Source organism: Nesterenkonia ebinurensis (genome assembly GCF_008711175.1).
In the GTDB taxonomy this organism is placed as follows: Bacteria; Actinomycetota; Actinomycetes; order Actinomycetales; family Micrococcaceae; genus Nesterenkonia; species Nesterenkonia ebinurensis.
Genome location: NZ_VWNF01000012.1, coordinates 1 through 19,874, shown reverse-complemented (window position 1 = coordinate 19,874; position 19,874 = coordinate 1). Strand labels below are relative to the sequence as shown.

The 19,874-nt window shown below is 59.4% G+C and carries 15 protein-coding genes and 1 pseudogene; 10 read left to right on the top strand and 6 right to left on the bottom strand.

Translation table 11 applies throughout. The annotated features are described in order from the left end of the window. Positions 1-4 precede the first annotated feature (4 nt). On the top strand, positions 5-1,924 hold the full coding sequence (gene cysN / locus F0311_RS06950; protein WP_150461234.1) for a sulfate adenylyltransferase subunit CysN: 1,920 nt from the start codon (positions 5-7) through the stop codon (positions 1,922-1,924). A gap of 162 nt (positions 1,925-2,086) precedes the next feature. Here cysN and F0311_RS06945 read toward each other — a convergent pair whose 3' ends face one another. Next, on the bottom strand, positions 2,087-3,088 hold the full coding sequence (locus F0311_RS06945; RefSeq protein ID WP_150461233.1) for a hypothetical protein: 1,002 nt from the start codon (positions 3,086-3,088) through the stop codon (positions 2,087-2,089). Positions 3,089-3,219: 131 nt separating this feature from the next. On the opposite strand from F0311_RS06945, the gene F0311_RS06940 reads away from it, so the two are divergent. After that, the gene (locus F0311_RS06940) at positions 3,220-6,339 is read left to right on the top strand and encodes a glycosyltransferase (RefSeq protein WP_191089788.1); all 3,120 of its coding nucleotides are present in this window, start codon (positions 3,220-3,222) and stop codon (positions 6,337-6,339) included. 6 nt (positions 6,340-6,345) lie between these two features. Next, positions 6,346-8,160: a glycosyltransferase family 2 protein gene (locus F0311_RS06935; RefSeq protein ID WP_150461231.1), complete on the top strand. Its 1,815-nt coding sequence runs from the start codon at positions 6,346-6,348 to the stop codon at positions 8,158-8,160. 11 nt (positions 8,161-8,171) lie between these two features. Here the strand turns inward: F0311_RS06935 and F0311_RS06930 are convergent, their stop codons facing one another. Next, positions 8,172-8,804 carry a hypothetical protein gene (locus tag F0311_RS06930; RefSeq protein WP_150461230.1) on the bottom strand — a complete coding sequence of 211 codons (633 nt, stop codon included), beginning with the start codon at positions 8,802-8,804 and terminating at the stop codon, positions 8,172-8,174. Positions 8,805-9,028: 224 nt separating this feature from the next. After that, positions 9,029-10,066: a hypothetical protein gene (locus F0311_RS06925; RefSeq protein ID WP_223881186.1), complete on the bottom strand. Its 1,038-nt coding sequence runs from the start codon at positions 10,064-10,066 to the stop codon at positions 9,029-9,031. Positions 10,067-10,089: 23 nt separating this feature from the next. Here F0311_RS06925 and F0311_RS06920 point away from each other — a divergent pair, with 23 nt between their 5' ends. Then, entirely contained in the window at positions 10,090-11,145 is a 1,056-nt protein-coding gene (locus tag F0311_RS06920) for a hypothetical protein (protein ID WP_150461228.1), read from the top strand. 35 nt (positions 11,146-11,180) lie between these two features. Here F0311_RS06920 and F0311_RS06915 read toward each other — a convergent pair whose 3' ends face one another. Then, complete coding sequence (locus F0311_RS06915) at positions 11,181-11,678, bottom strand: hypothetical protein (RefSeq protein WP_150461227.1); 498 nt, start codon at positions 11,676-11,678, stop codon at positions 11,181-11,183. A gap of 254 nt (positions 11,679-11,932) precedes the next feature. Between F0311_RS06915 and F0311_RS06910 the strand changes: the two genes are divergently transcribed. From F0311_RS06910 to F0311_RS06890, 5 genes are all read left to right on the top strand, one after another. Further along, positions 11,933-14,044, top strand: coding sequence for a glycosyltransferase family 2 protein (locus tag F0311_RS06910; RefSeq protein WP_150461226.1), 2,112 nt, complete (start codon positions 11,933-11,935; stop codon positions 14,042-14,044). A gap of 175 nt (positions 14,045-14,219) precedes the next feature. Then, the gene (locus F0311_RS06905) at positions 14,220-14,912 is read left to right on the top strand and encodes a hypothetical protein (RefSeq protein WP_150461225.1); all 693 of its coding nucleotides are present in this window, start codon (positions 14,220-14,222) and stop codon (positions 14,910-14,912) included. A gap of 153 nt (positions 14,913-15,065) precedes the next feature. Next, complete coding sequence (locus tag F0311_RS06900; RefSeq protein WP_150461224.1) at positions 15,066-15,944, top strand: hypothetical protein; 879 nt, start codon at positions 15,066-15,068, stop codon at positions 15,942-15,944. Between the two features lie 38 nt (positions 15,945-15,982). Next, positions 15,983-18,472, top strand: coding sequence for a glycosyltransferase family 2 protein (locus tag F0311_RS06895; protein WP_191089787.1), 2,490 nt, complete (start codon positions 15,983-15,985; stop codon positions 18,470-18,472). Next, entirely contained in the window at positions 18,469-18,882 is a 414-nt protein-coding gene (locus F0311_RS06890) for a hypothetical protein (RefSeq protein ID WP_150461222.1), read from the top strand. The genes F0311_RS06895 and F0311_RS06890 overlap by 4 nt, the downstream gene beginning before the upstream one ends. Positions 18,883-18,900: 18 nt before the next feature. On the opposite strand, the gene F0311_RS06885 is transcribed toward F0311_RS06890, so the two are convergent. Both F0311_RS06885 and F0311_RS18995 read right to left on the bottom strand, forming a co-directional pair. Beyond that, positions 18,901-19,113: a hypothetical protein gene (locus F0311_RS06885; protein WP_150461221.1), complete on the bottom strand. Its 213-nt coding sequence runs from the start codon at positions 19,111-19,113 to the stop codon at positions 18,901-18,903. Between the two features lie 203 nt (positions 19,114-19,316). Then, positions 19,317-19,580: a glycosyltransferase gene (locus F0311_RS18995; protein WP_191089786.1), complete on the bottom strand. Its 264-nt coding sequence runs from the start codon at positions 19,578-19,580 to the stop codon at positions 19,317-19,319. 181 nt (positions 19,581-19,761) lie between these two features. Between F0311_RS18995 and F0311_RS06875 the strand changes: the two are divergent. Next, positions 19,762-19,874 (top strand): annotated as a pseudogene (locus tag F0311_RS06875) (UTP--glucose-1-phosphate uridylyltransferase); the annotation flags it as partial.

The following is a 19,874-nucleotide window of genomic DNA, read 5'->3' as shown; positions in this document are numbered from 1 at the left end:
AGATATGTCGCACCAGTCAGCGCTGATCGAGAAAGACATCGAAGCGTATCTTAAGGAGCACGAGAACAAGGATTTGCTCCGGTTCATCACGTGCGGTTCCGTCGACGACGGCAAGTCGACACTGATCGGGCGCCTGCTACACGATTCGAAGATGATCTATGAAGATCAGCTGGCGGCGGTGACGGCAGCCTCCAAGACCTCGGGTACCCAGGGCGACCGGGTGGATCTGGCACTGTTGGTTGACGGCCTGCAGTCCGAGCGCGAGCAGGGCATCACGATCGACGTCGCCTACCGTTTCTTCTCCACCGACAAACGCAAATTCATTATCGCTGACACCCCAGGACATGAGCAGTACACCCGGAATATGGCCACCGGGGCATCTACCGCCTCGTTGGCGATCATTCTGGTGGACGCTCGCCACGGTGTGATGACTCAGACCCGGCGACACAGTTTCATTTCCGACCTGCTGGGAATCGAGCATCTGGTGATCGCGGTGAATAAGATGGACCTGGCCGATTACTCACAGGCCAGATTCGATGAGATCGTCGCCGACTACCAGCAGTTCGCCACCAACCTGAACGCCAAGGACATCCAGTTCGTACCGATCTCCGCGCTGGAAGGTGACAACGTCGTCAACCGCAGTCAGCACACTCCGTGGTTCGCCGGCTCAGCGCTTCTTGAGCTGTTGGAGACGGTCCCGGTGGCTCAGGACGAGAATGTGGAGGACCTGCGCTTGCCGGTCCAGTATGTGAGCCGTCCGAACCTTGATTTCCGCGGATACGCCGGCACGCTGGCGGCTGGTGTCCTGGAGCCTGGGCAAAGCATCAAAGCACTGCCTTCGGGTAAGACTTCCACGGTGAAGAGCGTGGTGACCTGGGACGGTGAGCTGGACGCGGCGTATCCGGGGCAGGCTGTTACCGTGACGTTGAAGGACGAGATCGATATCTCTCGCGGAGACTGGATCGTTGAGGCCGACGCGGATATCCCGCTGACGAACTCTTTCAACGCCGATCTGGTCTGGATGCATGAGGACCCGCTCCAGCCGGGCAAGCTGTACGACTTCAAGATGGCCACTCGCGAGGTCTCTGGGTCTGTGGAGTCCATCGAGTACCAGGTGGATGTGAACACTTTGGAGCGGCTTCAGTCGGACCAGCTGGAGCTGAACTCCATCGCACGGTGTCAGGTGGAGCTCACCGGTGAGTTGCCGGTGGACCAGTACCGCCGTTCTCCGGGCACGGGAAGTTTTATCATCATCGATCGGCTGACGAACGTTACGGTGGGTGCCGGTATGATCCGTGAGATCGTCACGCAGGAGTCCCCGTACGAGTACCGCCAGCATGAGTCCAAGGCCCAGGTGGTTTGGCACAAGACCACGGTGACCCGCCAGATGCGGGAGGAGAAGAACGGGCACTCTGGTCGGTGCATCTGGTTCACTGGCCTGTCGGGGTCTGGGAAGTCCACATTGGCCAACGCCTTGGAGGTCGAACTGCACCGCCGGGGCTATCACACCATGCTTCTTGACGGCGACAACGTGCGCCAGGGTCTCTGCAAGGATTTGGGCATGACTGAGACGGATCGGGAAGAGAACATCCGTCGCGTCGCAGAGGTTGCCCGACTCTTTGCCGAGGCCGGTGTCATTGTGCTGACGGCGTTTGTTTCGCCCTACCGCAGAGATCGTGATGCGGCACGGGCCCTGTTCGATGACGGCGACTTCGTCGAAGTGTTCGTCGATACCCCACTGAAGGTATGCGAGCAGCGCGACCCCAAGGGAATGTACAAGAAAGCCCGGGAAGGGCAGATCAAAGACTTCACCGGCATCAGCGCTCCCTATGAGCCACCGACCCGCCCAGAGGTCACACTCGATACCAGTAAAGAGACTCAGGAGACCCTTATCGAGGTCCTTCGAGAAGCTATTTCCGCTTAGAGTGTCGGTTATTATGTCACGGTCCTTGTCCCTGCTTGTCCCAGAAGGGTCCTCACGTCAGTTTTCGGTGCATTACGGTCATACTCTAAAACGGCTGACCTGATGCTCAGCAGGGTCAGAGGTGAGTTCATGTCTGTTCATACTCCGCTCTCCTAGCCGACGTTATCTCTCCTTGAAGTATTTCTCCACTTCGGCAATCACCGTGTGTGGGAGTTGCGGCACCTCATAGACCGCATCTCCTTCTTGGAGTTCAGGGAACAGCTTGGCGTCCCCGCGGTCGGAGAAGAACTTCTTGCGGAGCTGCTCGATGTCTTCCTTGCGTGATGCGAGAAAGTCAGCTCTCTCCTTCGGCGACCGCCATAACGCCAATTTGTGCTTGTGACTCTCTTCAATCTCACGCGCGAGGTTCTCTTGCCTCATCCAATTCACGAAATCTCGCCCCTCCGGGACCGCGGATATGAATTTGTTTGCGTAATTCTTGATGACAGTCTCTGCCGGACTGAGACTTTTGCGCACGACGCTTGGAGTCTCCAGACCCTCGATTGATACACCTATGGAGTCAAAAAAACCGGCATAAATTCCCTGGTCATTTGATAGTTCTTCATAAATAAAATGGTGGCCGTTCCGGAATTTTTCTGCTATAATAGAAGTGTTCTTGGTATACTCCAACATCGGGTCACCATTAGCTATCCACTCGTGGAACTTGGGGAGTCTCTTAAGTCCATTCGTCACTCTTTCCTGGTAGAGCGAACGAGCGAAATCATCTGGCCGTCGATACACGATTATGGGTTCCACGTCGAATGACTCAAGCAGGTCAGCCAGCCGTTGCATATAGGCAGTTCTAGCTTCCCAGTACGGGGAGGCACTCTCTAAACGGCGCATGAAAAGGTTCTCGGAACTGAACAGTACTGGAACCCCCTCGGTCTCGGCGACGGTTTTCCAGTGTTCAACAATCCTGGTCAGCCGTTCGATAACTTCGGTCTTTTGTCGCGTGACGGCAAGTGCAAACCGATGATGACCAAAAGGCAGCGGCATCGGGTCCTTGCCGTAGTCTGCATAAAAGACACCCCTGGCCAGAAGCTCCATACGGTTGGCATGAGCGAATTTTTGGAGAGCTGTCGTCCCGGTCTTGTAGGTTCCCGCATGCAGATAGAGTTTTGGCATTAGTTCAGCCTTCTTCCATGGTTTCTCGCTTCAGAGCATTCCTGACACCATGCTCCATGGTGTCATACAGGGTAGCTTCTTGAGTGACGTATCTGAGTAGCAGGTGCTGTCTCTATACTAGGCTTGCCACTGTGAATCCACTTGTCAGCATCATCGTTCCCACGTATAACAACGAATCGACGATCCTGCGAACCCTGAACAGTCTTGTTGAGCAGACGTTGAGGGATATTGAAATCATCGTCGTCGATGATGCCTCCACCGATGCCACAGTAGGGATCTGCGATGAAGCAGCAGGCGCAGACTCTCGGATCTCTGTCATTTCCTTAACTGAGAACCAAAGCGCCCTCCAAACTCGGCGTATCGGCGTCGAACGCGCTAATGGGACGTACATCATGTTCTGTGACTCGGACGATGAGCTGGTGCCTCAGGCAGCAGAGAAAGCAGCGGCCTTTGCCGGGGGAGCGGGGTACGACATTGTCCACTTCTCAACCAGTATTGTCAGTGCCACCGGTTCAAAGCATGAGGCATGGGAAAAAGCCTTGGAGCCTTTCAGCGCTGAATTGTTTGGGGACGATATTCTCCTTCAAAGTTCCTTCGGTCAGGATGGTCAACCGATAAACGGTGGCATCTGGAATAAGCTTTATTCCCGTAGTCTGGTGCAGAAAGCCTGGGCTGCGATAGACCCCTTAACCAGGCTCTATCGTGCGCAGGATATTTATCAGGTTTTCCTCATTCTTGCGCACGCCACTCGTTACGGCGGCCTCCAGTCCCAGCTCTACCGGTATAATTTTTGCGCGAGGAAGTCTGGCAACGTAGACGATCGCGAAACCTTTCAGCACTTCTTGCGCTCTGCACATACTTATGAGGCGCTCAGGGAGTACCTAGGTGCTGAACACTGGGAAGCGCCCGAGGGATTCGATGAGAAACAACTGCTCGCACGTCTACGAGATCAGTTTATCGGCAATCAGTTGAACTACTGGGTCCAGCTTCCTCATCCTGCGCCGGAGGCGCTCGGTGACGTCCTTAACACCTGGGATGCTCTCGACGTGGTTCGAGTCCTCGCTGAGCGGTTTCCCGAAAAAGCACGACAGGTCCATGTAGCTTTCCAGATGCTTGACGTCTCAGTTCTCCCACGAAACTCCCCAAGCAGCGGCTCGGTCCAAGGTCCCCGACGAATCGCGCTGCTTGGGAATATCTGCGGCAACGGCGGAGTGCAGAAGGTGATGGCTACCCAGGCCGACCTTCTTGTTCGGGCAGGTCACTCAGTGGTCATCTTCTCCTTTGACTACGAACCCGACGAGATTAGTGAGCAACTTCCCGCTACCGTTCCCCTTCGGAAGGTCGGGCCGAGGAACGAAGTGGGCCCGTCAGTGACAGGACTGCTCAACCTGTTGGTTGAGGAACAAATCGATCTTCTGCTCAATCATGACAACTACAGTCTGCTCTTCCCTTGGGTTCCGGTGGCGACACGCGCGGTCGGGATTAAAAGCGGACTCTTTCTGCATAGCTTTGCATTACTTGGTCTACTCGACTTTCGGTCCACTTTTGCCGAGTTTCCCACGATTGCCAAGGGGTACGACACCACCGTCACGCTCTCCACAGCAGACCGCATGTGGTGGGAAGCCTCTGGGGTGCAGAATGTGAGAATGTTGCCCAATTTTGGGCCGCCGATACTTCAAGAGACGCCGTCTCCTGCTCCCGGTGAGCCAGAGCAGAGCGTCACCAGTGGTTCTTCCGGCGAGATGCAGGCACGTTTGACTGACCTTCTGTGGGTCGGTCGCCTACAGGACGATACAAAGAACCTCAGCGGGCTTCTCAAGGCCTTCGCCCGGATCCTGAAGCAGCGCCCAGAAACGACTCTGACCCTCGTGGGTGAAGAACAGAACCCCGGTGAGCGTGCACGTCTTGAACAGCTCGCAGAGGATCTTGGTATCCAAGAGCAGCTTCTTTTCGCCGGGGCCACGCAGGACGTCGGATCCTGGTATCGTTCGGCAAAGTTATTTGTCTCGACGTCGTATATCGAAGGGTTCAATCTGACTCTGGTGGAGGCACAGTGCTCTGGCCTGCCAGCGATCATCTACGATTTGGCCTATCTTGAAACTGCACGGGGAAACCCTGGCATCGTCACAGTGCCCTGGGGGGCTTCGGCTCGATTCGCAACGGAGGTTGTGGCTCTTTTGGAGGACGCTGAGCGACGGGGAGCACTCTCGGCTGCTGGGCGAGATTTCGCGCAGAAGTTCTCACTTGATCGTTATAGCGAGCTGCTTCTCGATATCGTCCAAGAACTGAGTACTGGGGAAACCCCGCCAGCGCTCGCTGCTCAGAATGCCAGTTTGCCGCAGGAAGATGCTGTTCCTGTGCCAAAAGTAGTTGTAGACGAACTCTACCGTCTCTACCAGCGCATGCATGAGCGGACTACTCTTCAACTGCGCAGGGCTCATCATGACAGCTCTGTCTTGCGGAAGAAGCTCTCCCAGCTGAAACGTTCGATTGAAGAGACCCGAGACGCGCAGAACCAGTTGGAAGACGCGATTGCTCATATCGAGAAGGGGAAGCCTGTACTTTCTCGCAGAAGGTCGCCTCAGCCCACACCCAGTACGACTCACAAAGTGGGAGGAATGTGGCCCCTGTGGGCGCGTCAAAAGGACCTGGTGTTGAACCTTCCTGTCTCGTCGCCTTTCGCTGACCTTTCACCAGACGATCCGGCGTTCCTTCCCGCAATCTGGGCTTTGGACACCGGCTTGATCGCATCAGGCGAGGCAGAGAGCTTCAATGGCAGTCGGCGGGTCAGCCGCATCGAATTCATCCGTATGCTGCATCGCTCGGCGGGATCACCACCAGGACATTTGGAACACCAGGTCTTTGAAGACAGCGAGGCCGATGACCCTGCGGTCTTCTGGGCGTTGGAACGCGGCATCATGAATATACCGGAGACGAAGGGGGCTGATGTTCTCCCTAAATGGAATGCGGTGCACTCAATGACAAGGCGGATCGCGGCACGGTACCTCTACCGAGCCGCGGGGCAGCCTGAATACAGGCCCCCGCACACTTCGCCATATTCAGATCTCACTGCGGAACATCAGTTTTACAAAGAGATGTGCTGGTCGGCGCACCAGGCAGTCCTGCCTGCCACGCGTGCAAGTAACGGAACTCTCATTTTCCAAGCGACCCATCCTGTGACTTACGCAGAAGCGTTGGCTGCCCTGTTCCGCCAACTGGTCGGTCCGCTAGCTCCGCGAGGAGCGCGGTGAGCGTTAATGGCGAACGTGCATCTGCCCCCGGAAAAAGAGTCATCCCTCGATGAGCTCGCAGAAGGCGAACTGCAAGCTCTCGCGTTACAGACGCGATCATGCATATTCCGCGATTACCTCGCAGGCAAGATCACGAGCGGTTTCTACGACTACAGGAGATTCATAGCAGCTCTCAAACAAGATAAATCCAAAGTGATACTACGACCCAGGTTGGCCGTTCTCCTAGCTAAGATTGTGGCCAGTCAGCGCTTATTTAAGAGCGATTACGAAAATGCCCTTCTTGTCTTCGAGAGACTGATGACACTCTATGGAGAATCTGTCCTTGTGGATGAAGATAAGATCGTGTATTCTGACTTGCTTGATATTCTTTCAAGAACAGAAAAACTTGCTTCCGGGGTTGTTTCTCTCGATATAGAAGCCTATGCTCCTGGAGATGCGGCCGCCCTCCTCGCAAACGCCCAGATAAGACTAGCAGGCACAGGGTCCTCAGCATGGTTGCAAGCGCTTAACGAACTTTTTGCGCTGGACGAACTTGCTCCTGTGGGCATAGCTCCGGGAGATGCACCCCTTTTAGACCGCCTGGAATCGACTGTCGCTGCTCGCAGCGTTGACGGGCCGTTGGTCACAGTGATCGTCCCGACCTGGCGACCTGGCCCGTGGCTCTGGACCGCGGTACGTTCCTTGACGCAGCAGACGTATAAGAACCTGCAGATACTGATTATGGATGACCGCTCCGGTCCCGAGTTCTCAGCTGAACTTGAGCGCCTGCTCTCGATGGATTCGCGTATTAGCCTCATCACGAGTCCCCAGAACCGGGGCACCTATGCTTCGCGTAATGCGGCTGTCCGCGAGTACGCGCAAGGGGACTACGTCACCATTCAGGATGATGACGACTGGTCTCATCCTCAACGTATTGAACGTCAGGTCCGTTTCAGTCAACAACGCAAGCTTGCTGTTGGAATGTGCCGTGCTGCGCGAGTGACAGAGGATCTCCGGTTCGTCCGGAGGGCGGCTACCTATATTCGACGTGGCTACCCAACTACACTGATATCCCGTGAAACCTTCGCCGAAATCGGCTTCTGGGATCCCGTCCGACGTAACTCAGATTTTGAATTCATCCGACGGGCTAGGAGTGCCAAAAAACCTAGAGGTGATCTCGGAATTGCTCCCATGATGCTCCAAAGGCACCGCGAAGGAAGCCTCTCGTCTTCTGAGGTCTGGGAAGGGTACAGTGAACAGGCTAGGCGTTGGCAGAACTGGTTAGCGTCTGATTGGCATGACCGTTCACTGGCATCAGGAGAACGTATCTATATGGGAAGTGGGACGTGCCTTCCCAGACCGTATCCGGCTCCGATCGGCCTGATCCGCACAGGCTCTTCTGAACCGCTCTCTCCAATTGATGCACTGATCGTCAGTGACTATGGGATTGACAGCCCTTATGAGGCGGCAACCTATGCTCTTGCCAAGGAACTCTTAGCAGTGGGTAAGAACATCGGTCTGCTACACATCGAAACTTTCCGCCCACTTTCCCACGCGATAAGCGGAGAAACTGCAGAACTTGCCCATCGTGAGGGTGTCTCTACCTACTCGTGGAATGACGAAGTGAGCGCTGACGTTGTCCATGTAATGGCTCCGATGGGCTTAGCGCTCTGTGACATGGTTGAAAGCAAAGTGTCTGCTGACTTCGCAGTCCTGCATGACGCTGAGAAGGTCCCACACTCACAGGTCGTAGAACTGTTCCATCTCAAAAGCCAGGAGAGGATTTCCATCGCGGAGCCAAAAACGCTTAGGCAGGCGACTCAGAGGCCAAGAAAGGTCTAGGAGACCTTGGCTCACTCGGCAGGGACTCGGGAGGTTCCATCACTGTAAGACACGCGAAAGAATGAGTGCAGGAGCTCATTGAGCGCCAGCTTCCCAGCATCTTCCGGGGTGATCCTGAAGATTGCCATTCGCCCTACTCTCGCAATCGGCGTACTGATTTTTTCGATGAAGTGGTATTTCGGTCGATTGGCGTAATCGTCGAAGAGGACCGTGACTGGGCTGCGGATCGATTCAACGGTCGCTACAAAACACGCGGCCCTAAACCTTCCGTCAATGAGTACAACATCAGGTTCGATGTCACTCTCGACCCAGGGAGCCAGTGGGTACTTATAGAACTCTGGCCAGTACGCCGCTCCGTGAGGACGCCCCCAATCACCCGTAGGGCCAATGTTCACATGATGAATCGTGACGGATGACTCCGCATCCATTTGTTCAACCTGGGTCTGCATTCTTTGTGCCCAGGCGAGATCGGACTCGACGCTGAATACTGTCTTTCCTACCATAGAGGCGGCGAACAGCGTGGAGTTTCCTGCCCCATACTCGACAATGCGGCGAGCGTGCCGGTACGTCTCCGAGACCAGTCCAGAGACGTCAGCGGGAAAAGTAAGCTCAACCGGTTTCGATGCTGACAAGACCTTCAGCACCCCTTTCCTTGTGTAGAAGTAGGGACAAAGCGATCTTAGCCTTGACGCTTCATGACGAACCCGTGTGGAAGGGCGAAGGCACTGCGGTGAACTTTTCAGAACACAGTTCTGATGTAACCGGCAATCTGCCGCTACATGAGCAAGATGTCCCTGGGAATGAAGCGTACAGGGAGGTCCTCCACTTGGAAAGTCCTAATAATGACGACTGGGCTAAATAAAACAGTCTAGGCCACACGAGCTATTGCAGCGCGGATTTGATCAGCCAGATCGGAGAGGCGCTCCCGTGAGGTGTCAATAGCCGGAGCAAGTCCGGGGAGAGCCTCTTCCAATCCGGCAGTCAGCCCGCTGAGCTCGGGGTACTCGCCTGTCAACGTGCCCAGTCCGGCGACGTCCAGCATCCTCCTGATTTTGCCTGGGTCTGCGGCCGTGCCGATGGGGTAGGCACCCTCAGTGGCTCCGATGATCAGACCGTGGGCGCGGTCGCTGATCACCCCGAGAGAGCGGGAGTAGACCTCGCGGATATAGGCATCGAGTGGAGCGTGGCTCATACTCGGCGGGGCCAAGTATTCGGCGCCCAGGGCTTTCGCTAGCCGTACTGCATGGGGGGCGTCTCGGCCAACCTGCGCCACGGTCACGATTTGGGTCGAGGTTCGTGCGGCAAGCTCACGTACTGCGGTGAACCACCCATCTGCGGGCCAGGGCCTGTCGAAGCGAAGTGTGACCGCGAGAAGCGGGCGTGCGGGTGCCGGAGTCCACTGTGAGGTAGGGGTACCGAGCCAGAAAGCCCAATCTGGTGCGAATTTCCCGAAGCCTACGGCGTGTCGGGTCGGTTCATCGCGCCAGGAGACCACGTCAGCTCGCATCAATACAGGGTCAATGGTCACGCGTGCTGCCCTGAACGGATCCCGTACACCCAAACCTGAGACGATTACCGAGCCGCCCTGCTTGAGGACATGATTCAGCTCCTCGGTGCGTCGCCTGCCCGGGAATGTGTTCGGCTGCTGAAGGATCCACTCTCCGGCGTTGAAAAGCCACACAGGGCGTTTCGACGCCTCGCTAGTGGCCAGCCACTGTCCTCGACTGGAGTGGACGACATCCTCGGGTCCGAGCCGGAATCCCGTCGTGTAGTCAGAGGTCTGGCCCTCGAGGTGCAGATGGAATCGCTGCCCTTCTCCGCGCACAGCGTCGATCAGGGCGGCGCGGAGAACTGAGTCTCCCAGATTGTCGTCCTGCCCCTTTGGCTCAATGAACACGTTCTGCACAGCGACCAGCTTAGTATAGGACGGTGTCCATATCAGCTGATCCGCACCCTGAGTCCATCGTGCCAGTGAGGGTCCACGAAGTCGGTCGCCCGCCCGGCGCGTTCCTTGACTACTTCGACCAGGTCATCTCCCGTGCAGAGACGCACAGTCTTGAGTTCCGTTTCGTCGAAGGGCGTATGCGTCGTTTCGATGTTGACGTCCTCCACGTGTGCGCTCATCTCTTTGATCGCGCGCTCGGCGCTGGGCGAGTGAGCTATGCGACACGCCGCGAGGCGGTCTCCCTGTTCATCTCTCAACTGACAGAGAGGCGTATCAGACTGGTGCAGACCGTTATGCAGCCCTTGCCACCGGCAGAAGGCGAAGACGCTCAGCGTGCCCGGCAGGAGATCGACTCCGCTACGAGTGCCTGGGTCGTCTTCGACGAGAGCACTACGACTCCGGACCCGGACCGCACCGTGGTGATTCCGCTTGCCCACTATCGTGAACGCTTTCTCGGCTATCCCCGCGGCACCACAGTTCAAGGACGGCTTCTGTGGTCTGTGACCCCGCAGTTGTCTGCAGAGGCAAAGAGACTGCTCGGCGTCACAAAGGTAGCGAAGACCCCAGGTCTGGCCCTGCGTATGGTGGGGTTAGCGACCTCAGATCTGATCTCGAAAGCTCAGGTGGCTCGGCAGAGCGGCGAAGCGGTGTCCTCCCGGTTTGCGAGACTCTCTGATGCTGCCTTGGTGGAAGAGATGGGGGAAGCAGAGTTGGTTGTCCAGCCGCGCTTAGCTTCGTTCGAAGACTGGCAGACGGTGCTCCTGGCGCTCTCGCTGGATCGGCCCGTCCTGGTCCCTGACATAGAAGCGATGCGCCGCCTGGCGGAGGAAGTAGGACCAGGGTGGGTGCACCACGCTGACACGCCGTTCACCGCAGCGGCCCTGGACGCAGCAGTCGCCACAGTGCGGGAGAACCCTCCGAGACGGCCCCCGCGCCTGGAACGACGAGCTCCGCAGGTGGTGGGGGACGCCTATGCGCAACTCTTCCGTGACGTCGCCCGCGTTCGCAGCCGCAAGAAGACGGTTGCCGCGGCTTGCTGAGGCATTGACAGCAAGGCTGAGGGCGCGCCTGTCACTTAGTTCCGGCTTGCCTCGCCTGCGACTGACTGCTGGGCAGAATCAGCATCGGTGAGTAGTGTCTTGGCCTCGTCAACCGACTGCGAGAGCAACTGCTGCGAGACCCGGATCCCGCGCAGCTCTGGACGAAGCCGTTGCACCTCCTGTGTGATCGCCGCTACGGAGCGGCCCTGTCCGCTGGCAGCTTTCCGCAGTGCTTTGGCGTCCCGTCGCAGATCTGCCGAGTCGTCAGCGATCATCTTGAGCTTGCGCAGAGTCACATTCTGTTTGTCCCGGACAGCATCGAGCTTCTTGCTCGCCGCGCGCAGATTGGCCGCGAGTTTCCTAGATCGGGTGCGATTCGCCACCGCATTCAAGCGGGCCAGCACCACATAGAGGGCGAACATCCCCCCGATGCCGGCGACGGCCCACTCGAGCATTCCCGCTATGGCAAAGGCGGCGACTCCGACCGCTCCGAGCAGAAACGCCCCTACGATGGTGAGATCTTTTGCGTTCATTCCCCACATTTATGTTAACTCCTTGAGTAGATCATCGAGCAGGTCACACGGTCCCCCGGATCTGGTGGCCCCCATGCATATCTCCATAGAGGGTAGCGGAACGAAGCCGACCTGCCATATAGGCGTAGCGACTGAGGGCGGATAAAGCCGTGGGTTAGGATCAATCCGGTGTCTGCCTGCAGTTGGCCTCGCCATCGGTGCGGGGGACATTGCTTCTTTCAGCCTTGAAACCAAGTGAGATACGACGAGTGAGCATGGAACATCACAGCAATACGGCCAGCAGCCGAATGATCCCCGACGGACCTCGTACTCTTGAGGTGCCCGCGGTCAGCGTGATCATTCCGGTGTTCAATGCCGAACGCCACATTGGCGAGACGCTCGAGAGTATCTCGGCACAGACTCTCCTTGACCTTGAGGTGATCGTCGTCGACGACGGCTCCACGGATCGTTCCATGGCGGTCGTCACCGACCACATTTCACGTGACCCGCGGTTCCACCTGATCACGGGTCCAGCCACGGGCAGCGCCGGCACGGCTCGTAATAAGGGCTTGGCGGTCGCCAGGGGCGAATATCTGGCCTTCCTCGACGCGGACGACCTCTTCGCTCCGAGCATGCTCGAGAAGTTGTACCGCAAAGCTAAGCAGGACGATGCCGACATCGTGATGACCGGGTTCCGCAGCTTCAACGACGCGACCGGCAGGCTGGAGCCACTGGGCCGTCGCGGTCGTCTGCATGTCAATCTGCTCCCGGAGTCCACCCCATTCGCACCCCAGGACATCGCAGAGCACATCTTCTCGGCGCCGCACACCACGGTGTGGAACAAGATCTTCCGGGCTGACTTCATCACCGAACTCGGGCTTCACTTCCAGGACAGCCGTCGTTCGAACGACGCCTACTTCAACTTGGTCGCGCTGGCCGAGGCGCGGCGGCTCAGCTACGTCGACGAGTTCCTCGTCCGCTACCGTGCCTCGAACAAGGACAGCCTCCAAGGTTCCCAGGCCGACACCGACTGGGCTTGGGTCGATGCCACCCGGGCGGCGACCGAGGAACTCCGCGCTAAGGGACTCTACGAGCCGTTCCGCATGGCGATGACGCAGCGGGTCGCCATCCGCGCGCTCGACCGTCTGCGCAAGTGCACCACCCTGGAGTCGTTCCACGAGACCTACGACAGGATCCAGGACGAACTCTTCCCCGAATACGGACTCGATGCCCAGACGGCGGAGAAACTTCCGAACAAGGAACTCGGAGCCCGCGTCATCGGCTTCCTGAACACCCCCCGATTGGAATGGGCCTTCACCAACGTAGTGCGCGGAGCGCCCCTCGCAGTACCGGCTCCCACGGCCACTCTCACCACCCCCGAATCAGCCGGCTCCCCGGAATCCTCCGTTTCGTGGCAGTACGACGAGGGCGCTGAAGACCTGGATGCCCCCGATGTCTCGGTCGTGCTGGCGGTCCGCAACGCGGCTCCATGGCTTCATGAGGCCCTGCAGAGCGTGCTCTCGCAGACTGGCGTATCGCTGGAAATCATTGCGGTCGACAACGGCTCCTCCGATGATTCCCTCAACATCCTGCGCGATTACACACTCGACGAACCGCGCCTGAAGCTTCTCGTTCAGCGGCGCGGCGGGCTCTCGCAGGCCCGCAACGTAGGTGCCGACGCCGCCAGCGGCCGCTACCTGATCTTCCTGGACGGCTCGGACTACTGGATGTCGGATTTTCTCTCCTCCGCCGTGGCGCGGGCCGACCGTGAGGAGCTGGAGGCGCTGCTCTTCGCTGCTGACTCCCTCCCCGACGTCTCTCTCGATGAGCGGCATATGGGCCCGCCCTCCTCCCTGGACCCCTCCCAGCCCTCGGAAATCCGCTCAGGGACGGCCCTGGCCGCGGCCTTCGGTCACCACCGTCATCTGTGGCAGCACGTGGGGACCTTCCTCATACGAGCCAGCCACCTCCGGCAGAGCGAGCTGCGATTCAACCCAGGCATCATTCACCAGGACGGTGCCTTCGCCTTTTCCCTGCTACTGCGCACAGAACGCGCGGCATATGTGCCGCTGCGTTCCTATGCGCGGCGAGCCCTCAGCGAGTCGGCCACGCCTGCGGCTAGCGAACTCGACCTGGCCAAAAGCACATTCCTCACCTATGTGGAGATGGTCCGCGAGCTCGGCGGACGCCAGCTTCCTCCGGCCTCGTTCAGCGCCCTGGACTCCATGGTCACGCACGCCTATTCGACGGCGCTCACTCAGTTTGCCAAGCTCCCCGGCGACCAGCACCAGCAACTTCGGGAACTTGATCCATCCCCTGAGGCACAGGCGTCCTACCACGCCCTGCGCGAGGCGAAAGCTCTGGAGGCCAGCATTGTCCGATTCTGACTATGGCACTGCACGCAAGGGCGCCTATGATGACCTCCCGGTCCATCCTGCGTCCCAGCTCACGCGGACCGCACGATTGAGCAGACCCGGCGAGAGATCCCGGTTCCGCCAAAAACTCGGTCAAGAGGGGGGCCTTGATTCGGCTTTCATTCGGCAGGACTCCGAGACACTGATCGTGACGTTTCACGGTGCCCTCGATAGAACGAAGTACACCATTCCGCGCTTCGAGCGTGCCCGACAGACCGAGCAGCTCGGCACCTCATGCCTTTACTGGGCGGACCCAAGTCTTTGGTTGGACGAGAAGCTGGCCCTATCCTGGTTCACCGGAGCCGGCTCACTGGATCTCTTCGAGCTCCTCGCGGATCGGTCCGTCGCGGTCGCCGAAGCGATCGGCGCAAACCGCGTCATCTTCACCGGCTCCTCCGGCGGCGGCTTCGCCTCGCTGCAAGTCTCAGCACGTGTGCCGCATTCCGCCGCGCTCGTGTTCAACCCGCAGACCACGGTCTTCCACTACTGGCAATCGGTGCAGCGCCCCTATATCCGTGTTTGCTTCCCGAACCTTTTGCCGGTCCCGGCGGAGGATTTCGACTTCTCCTATGACTGGACCGAAGCCCTCGGTGACCGTCTCTCCGCCGTCCGGCGCTACGCCAAGCCGACCGAGAACACGGTGCACTACTGGACCAACACTCACGACTGGCACCATAAGAAGCACTTTCAGCCCTTCAAACGCGTGCTCGGCGGGAGCGCTTCAGAGACGCTCACCGTACACCCCTACGATGGCGGCAAAGGACACCACCCCCCAAGTTCCGAACGCTTCGCCGAAGCACTGCAGACATGCCTCGACGAGACGAGCAGTTTTCCCATTTAGAGCTTCGCTCGACAACGCTCGTTCCGTCGTTCTTCACTGGCGGCGCACCGAGGCAGTGGCGCCGTGGTGTGATCAAGCTCCGCCTCCATCGCCGTCTGCGGTGGCATAATGATCGCCAGCCATGAAGACAGACTCGACAGTGAACAGGGCACTATGACGACCATTGCCCCCACCCCCGGCAGCCAGGTCGGAAAGGGTGCCGCGAACGTTCCCGAAATCCGGGTCGCCTCTCCAGCTGACCTGCAGTTCGCCGAGGGAAGTGGCGCGCTGCGCTACAGTGTGACCCTGGACGAAAGAGGCCATATGGACATGCTGCTCCTCAACAAAGGCAGCCGGGAGCTCCTCGTCGTCTTCCACGGAGCGACGGTGCCGGGCCACCACCACCTGCCCCGCTTCGAATGGCTGAGAACCCTCAACGAGCGGACAGACTTCAGCTGCCTGTTCGTCTCTGATCCGACACTGACCCTCGACACTGATCTGCTCCTGGGCTGGTACCTTGGGTGGAAGGGTATGGATCTTTACCCTCTGCTGGGGGAGACGGTGCAACGAGCCGCCTCGGCTGTTGCAGCGGAAAAGATCATCCTCACCGGATCCTCCGGGGGTGGGTTCGCCAGCTTGCAGGTGGCCCCGTATCTCCCGGGGAGCCTGGCGATTCCTTTCAACCCTCAAACAGACGTTACCAGGTATCACTGGAACGCCCAGGCCAGCTATCTACGCAGAGTGATGCCCCATCTGCGGCAGCGTGAGAACCGGAAGGCTTGGGGGAGAACGCTGGGGGACCGCACCGCAGCAACACGACGGTACGGGAAGCCGCAGCCCAACCATGTGCTCTACGTCCAGAACGTTCGGGACGAGCACCACTATCACCACCACTACAGGCCGTTTGCGGAACGAGCCGAGAAAGGGCCGAACAAAGAGCGGCTGGTCTTTGAGGAGTACTCTGCCGCACCGTTCCACGAACCACCGGGTCGGGGACGATTTGTCGAGACGATACAGCGCGGTTCTAAGATGCTCGAGCAGTGGCCGGGATGAGGGCAGCGACTCAGATACTACGAGGGGAAGGAACAATCGTGAAAGGTGACCAGGCACTATGGAACTCCTGGCTGCTCAAGCGGTACCACTCCCAAGGAGCCTCATACGGTGCCGAAGTCGAGGCCACCGCCCTGCGCAGCGAATCCCAGCAGATGCGCCGGATCCTTGCTTACGGGGTCACCTCCGGGAACCTCAGCTACTCGGAACTGGTGGATAAAGTTCTGACCGGGAGCATCTGTGGGTTCTCACTCGACCCCGTGTGGCTGGGTCGGCTTGCCAGCGTTTGCGCTCTGCAGAACACCGAGCCCGGAGACGTCCCATTCGCCACAGCGGCAATCGGCCTTGCTAATGAGCAGTTGGCACGCGCCCGTCGCACAGAGAAACGATTCCTCAAGCTCCAGGCCGAACTGCTCTTCGACCAGCGTAGATTCCGCGAACTTGATGCATTCCTCGCCCAGCACCCCGAACTGCGCAGTTACTTCCACAACTACCTCACCGTGGACTCTCGCAGTCCGTTCGTCCGCGAGGGCCTTGGTGAGGCCGCGGAGAAGACCTGGCTGACCGGATTCAACCGGCAGTTCACCAATAATGGGCTGCTCCCGGTACAACTGCGCCCAGGGGGCAGTGTCCCCTTCAACCGGCTCGAGGTCGATACGACCGGTCGTGCTGTGGAGCTGGACACACTGGTGACCGTCGTCATGACCATCTACAGACCACGTGAGGACGACGTGCTGGCCTCCGCCCGCTCGATCCTCAACCAGACTTGGCGCAACCTTGAGCTGCTGATCGTTGACGACGCCTCGCCTCCCGAGTACATCCCTGTGCTGGAGGCACTTGAACAGCTGGACAACCGGGTCCGGCTGATCCGCCTCGAGATCAACGGTGGGACCTACGCGGCGCGCAACGTCGGAATCGCCCACGCCCGGGGCGAGTTCATAACTGGCCAGGACGCCGACGACTGGTCCCACCCTGAGCGCATCGAAATCCAAGCCCAGGACCTGGGCGAGAGCCCTGAGCTGCCCGGGAACCAGGTTTACACCGTCAACATGACTGAAGACCTGGTACGTATCCGTCGCGGCTACCCTCCGTTCATCCCCAGCGCTCCCACCTTGATGGTGCGTGCCCGGATCCTTCGTGAACTCGGCGGCTACCTGCCGGCTCGCAAGGCTGCTGACAACGAGCTGCGCGGACGTGTCGCCGCATACACTGGCACCGATGTGCATTTTATAAAACAGCCCCTGATCTTCATGCGGATCCTGCCTGACTCCCTCTCCCGGGCAGACTTCCGGCCCGGATGGCAACATCCGGCGCGACGGGCTTTCTGGGGTGCTTACAAAACCTGGCATGCCAGCGCACCGCAGGAGGAGCTGAGCTGCCAGCCCCAACAGCGGGCTCCCATCCACATCCCGACGCGCTTCACCCAGCCGCCACAGCAGCGCCACCACACCGACATCGTCTTCGCTGCGGACTGGTGCGAATTCGGCGACCTGCAGGCCAACTTGCTCGAAGAGATCCACGCTCTCCTGCAGTCCGGGAGAAGCGTAGGAATCCTGCACATGGAGAACGCCCTGCACCTCTCCCAATACGCTCGCACGCTCTGCGGACCTGCTCAGGAGTTGGTCTCTGCCGGCACCATCACTCACCTGTTGGCCGACGAGGACTTCCACGACGTCGACCTCATGCTGGTACGGGCCCCGGAACTATTGCAGTTCATGCCGCGAGGACGAACAAACTTTACCCCCGGAGCGCTCGTCGTCGTTGCCGAGAACCCGCCAACCGTCTTCGGGATCGGCGCTCTGACCTACCTGCCCGCCGACTGCGCCCAACAGGCGGAAGCCTTCTTCGGACGGCACCCGGTGTGGGTTCCGGGCAGTGAGGCTGCCCGATCCGCGCTGCAGCAGACACTGCCCCCGGAAGTGATCAGCAGGGCCCAGTACATCACCCCCTTCTCACCCCACCGCTGGCAGACCCGCAGAACCCGGCTCCGCGGTTCCCGCCCGGTGATCGGAGCATGGTCGGGAAGCCACCCGATGGAATGGCCGACGGAACCCGCAAAGATCGCCGCCCTGCTGCCCCGCGACGGTAGCGTCGACGTGCGGCTCTACGGCCAGCCGGGAGTCCTGCTGAGAGCTTTAGGGGAGGAGCAGCTGCCCCCGGCGTGGACGGCTTTCCCCCAAGGAGCGATCCTCCGGTCCACCTACTACCGTTCGCTGGACGCCTTCATCCACTTCCCTCACACCCCGGCAGTGGTCCCGAAACGCTCAGTCTGTGAAGCGCTGGGCGCCGGATGCCTGGTGGTCCTCCCTCCATTGCTGCAAAGCGTATACGGAGAAGCGGCACTGTATGCAGAGCCACGGCACGCCCAGACGCTCATCGAGGAATACCTCAGTGACCCGCCCCGGCATATGCGACAGGCAGGCCGAGCAGCCCAGTTCCCCCATGCCGTCAGCGGCACTGCCTATGTTGACGTCATCGCTACCCTAACTGATGACCTTCATGAGGGCGAGATAGGAGCCACTGACCCATGACCCGAGGACTCTCCAAGGAGCAGATGGCGCTGATCGCCGTCTACCTGCTGGGACTAGCGCTGACCTTCCTGGCCGTCGCACTGGGGCACTGGCGCACCGCTGCCCTGGCCGGAATCGTCACATTCGGTCTTTTCTCCGCGCTGGTGATTCTCACCCTGGCGGCGATGACCCACGTCGCCGGGACGGCCCGCCAGCGCCTGACCGAGGTGCACCACGAGGTGCGTAGCGCACGTACTCTGCGGGCACTGCGCAGGCTCGACGACCGCTACGCCCGGCTCTCCAAACAGGTCGCGGCCGCCGAGGCGCGTCGCGAGGCCGGAGAACAGCGACTGCTGGCCACCCTCGAGGCCCAACGCTTTCAGTTTGAGGATGACATCGCCGCCCTGCGTGCCGACACCGACAACCGCTGACCTCAGTGTGTACCGTGCTCAGTTGATGAGGTTCCCCGAACGGGCCTCCGCCTGGACCTCCTCGGCCGCGCTGCGCACCGCACTGCCCCCGAAACGCAGCGCCTGGAGCATCCGTTGGGTGCCCGGGGTGAGCACCGCAGTTGAAGTCTCCGTCCCGTAGAGTTCGGCGACGCGCCACTGCTGCTCCAGATCCTCGACGGCGGCGTCATCCTGCTTGCGCAGGATTAGCATCGGATGATGCAGCTCAGCAACCGGTTCCAGTAGTCCGTGCGGATTCTGCCCGAATGTTTGGCTAGCGCACCCCCCGGCCGCGGGACAGGGCCAGCAGGCCGAAACAGTCATGCAGGAAGGGCAGCGGCTGCACTGTTGAGATCTGCGTGCCGGAAGATGGTCTTTGCGCTAGGTCTCCCAGGGAGTTGAAGTAGCAGTCAATATCACTGACCAGCGCCACCTGGTCCGCGTACCATCATGGCGCTGATTATGAACGAGTGATCGCAGGGGTAGGGCTTATGGCTGTGCACCTCGAAGTGCACCCATTCCGCCTTACCACTGAAGCTCATGGCGAGGGATGCGGTCCTATCCTTGGAACCATCATCGACTTCCAGCACTTCAATCTGTTCTGGTCCTAGGGTTTGGTCTACAAGACTGCTAAGGCACCTATCGATGACTAATGCGCCTTGGTAACTGGTGACGCCCACTGTGACCAGGGAGCAGTTCTGTTGTGACGCCGCCGCAGGGAGTTCACCAGGGAAAAGCTCATGACCTGTACCCTATGCCTGTGCACCGCTCATAGAGGCGAGAGGCTTCGCCACCCGTGATGTCCCGTAATGCGCAGTGACAGTCCGACGGAGTTGTTTCCTTACAAGTAAGGTGACCTGCATGAGCAACGCCGTACCGATTACTAAAGCAGTTATTCCAGCAGCGGGTTTGGGTACCCGGTTTTTGCCTGCGACTAAGGCTATGCCTAAGGAGATGTTGCCGGTGGTGGATGA

Coding starts and splice junctions, on each gene's coding strand:
- F0311_RS06885 (WP_150461221.1), bottom strand. CDS start 19,113: ATGCTAATCCTGCGCAAGCAGGATGACGCCGCCGTCGAGGATCTGGAG.
- cysN (WP_150461234.1), top strand. CDS start 5: ATGTCGCACCAGTCAGCGCTGATCGAGAAAGACATCGAAGCGTATCTT.
- F0311_RS06910 (WP_150461226.1), top strand. CDS start 11,933: ATGGAACATCACAGCAATACGGCCAGCAGCCGAATGATCCCCGACGGA.
- F0311_RS06945 (WP_150461233.1), bottom strand. CDS start 3,088: ATGCCAAAACTCTATCTGCATGCGGGAACCTACAAGACCGGGACGACA.
- F0311_RS06915 (WP_150461227.1), bottom strand. CDS start 11,678: ATGAACGCAAAAGATCTCACCATCGTAGGGGCGTTTCTGCTCGGAGCG.
- F0311_RS06890 (WP_150461222.1), top strand. CDS start 18,469: ATGACCCGAGGACTCTCCAAGGAGCAGATGGCGCTGATCGCCGTCTAC.
- F0311_RS06900 (WP_150461224.1), top strand. CDS start 15,066: ATGACGACCATTGCCCCCACCCCCGGCAGCCAGGTCGGAAAGGGTGCC.
- F0311_RS06935 (WP_150461231.1), top strand. CDS start 6,346: ATGGCGAACGTGCATCTGCCCCCGGAAAAAGAGTCATCCCTCGATGAG.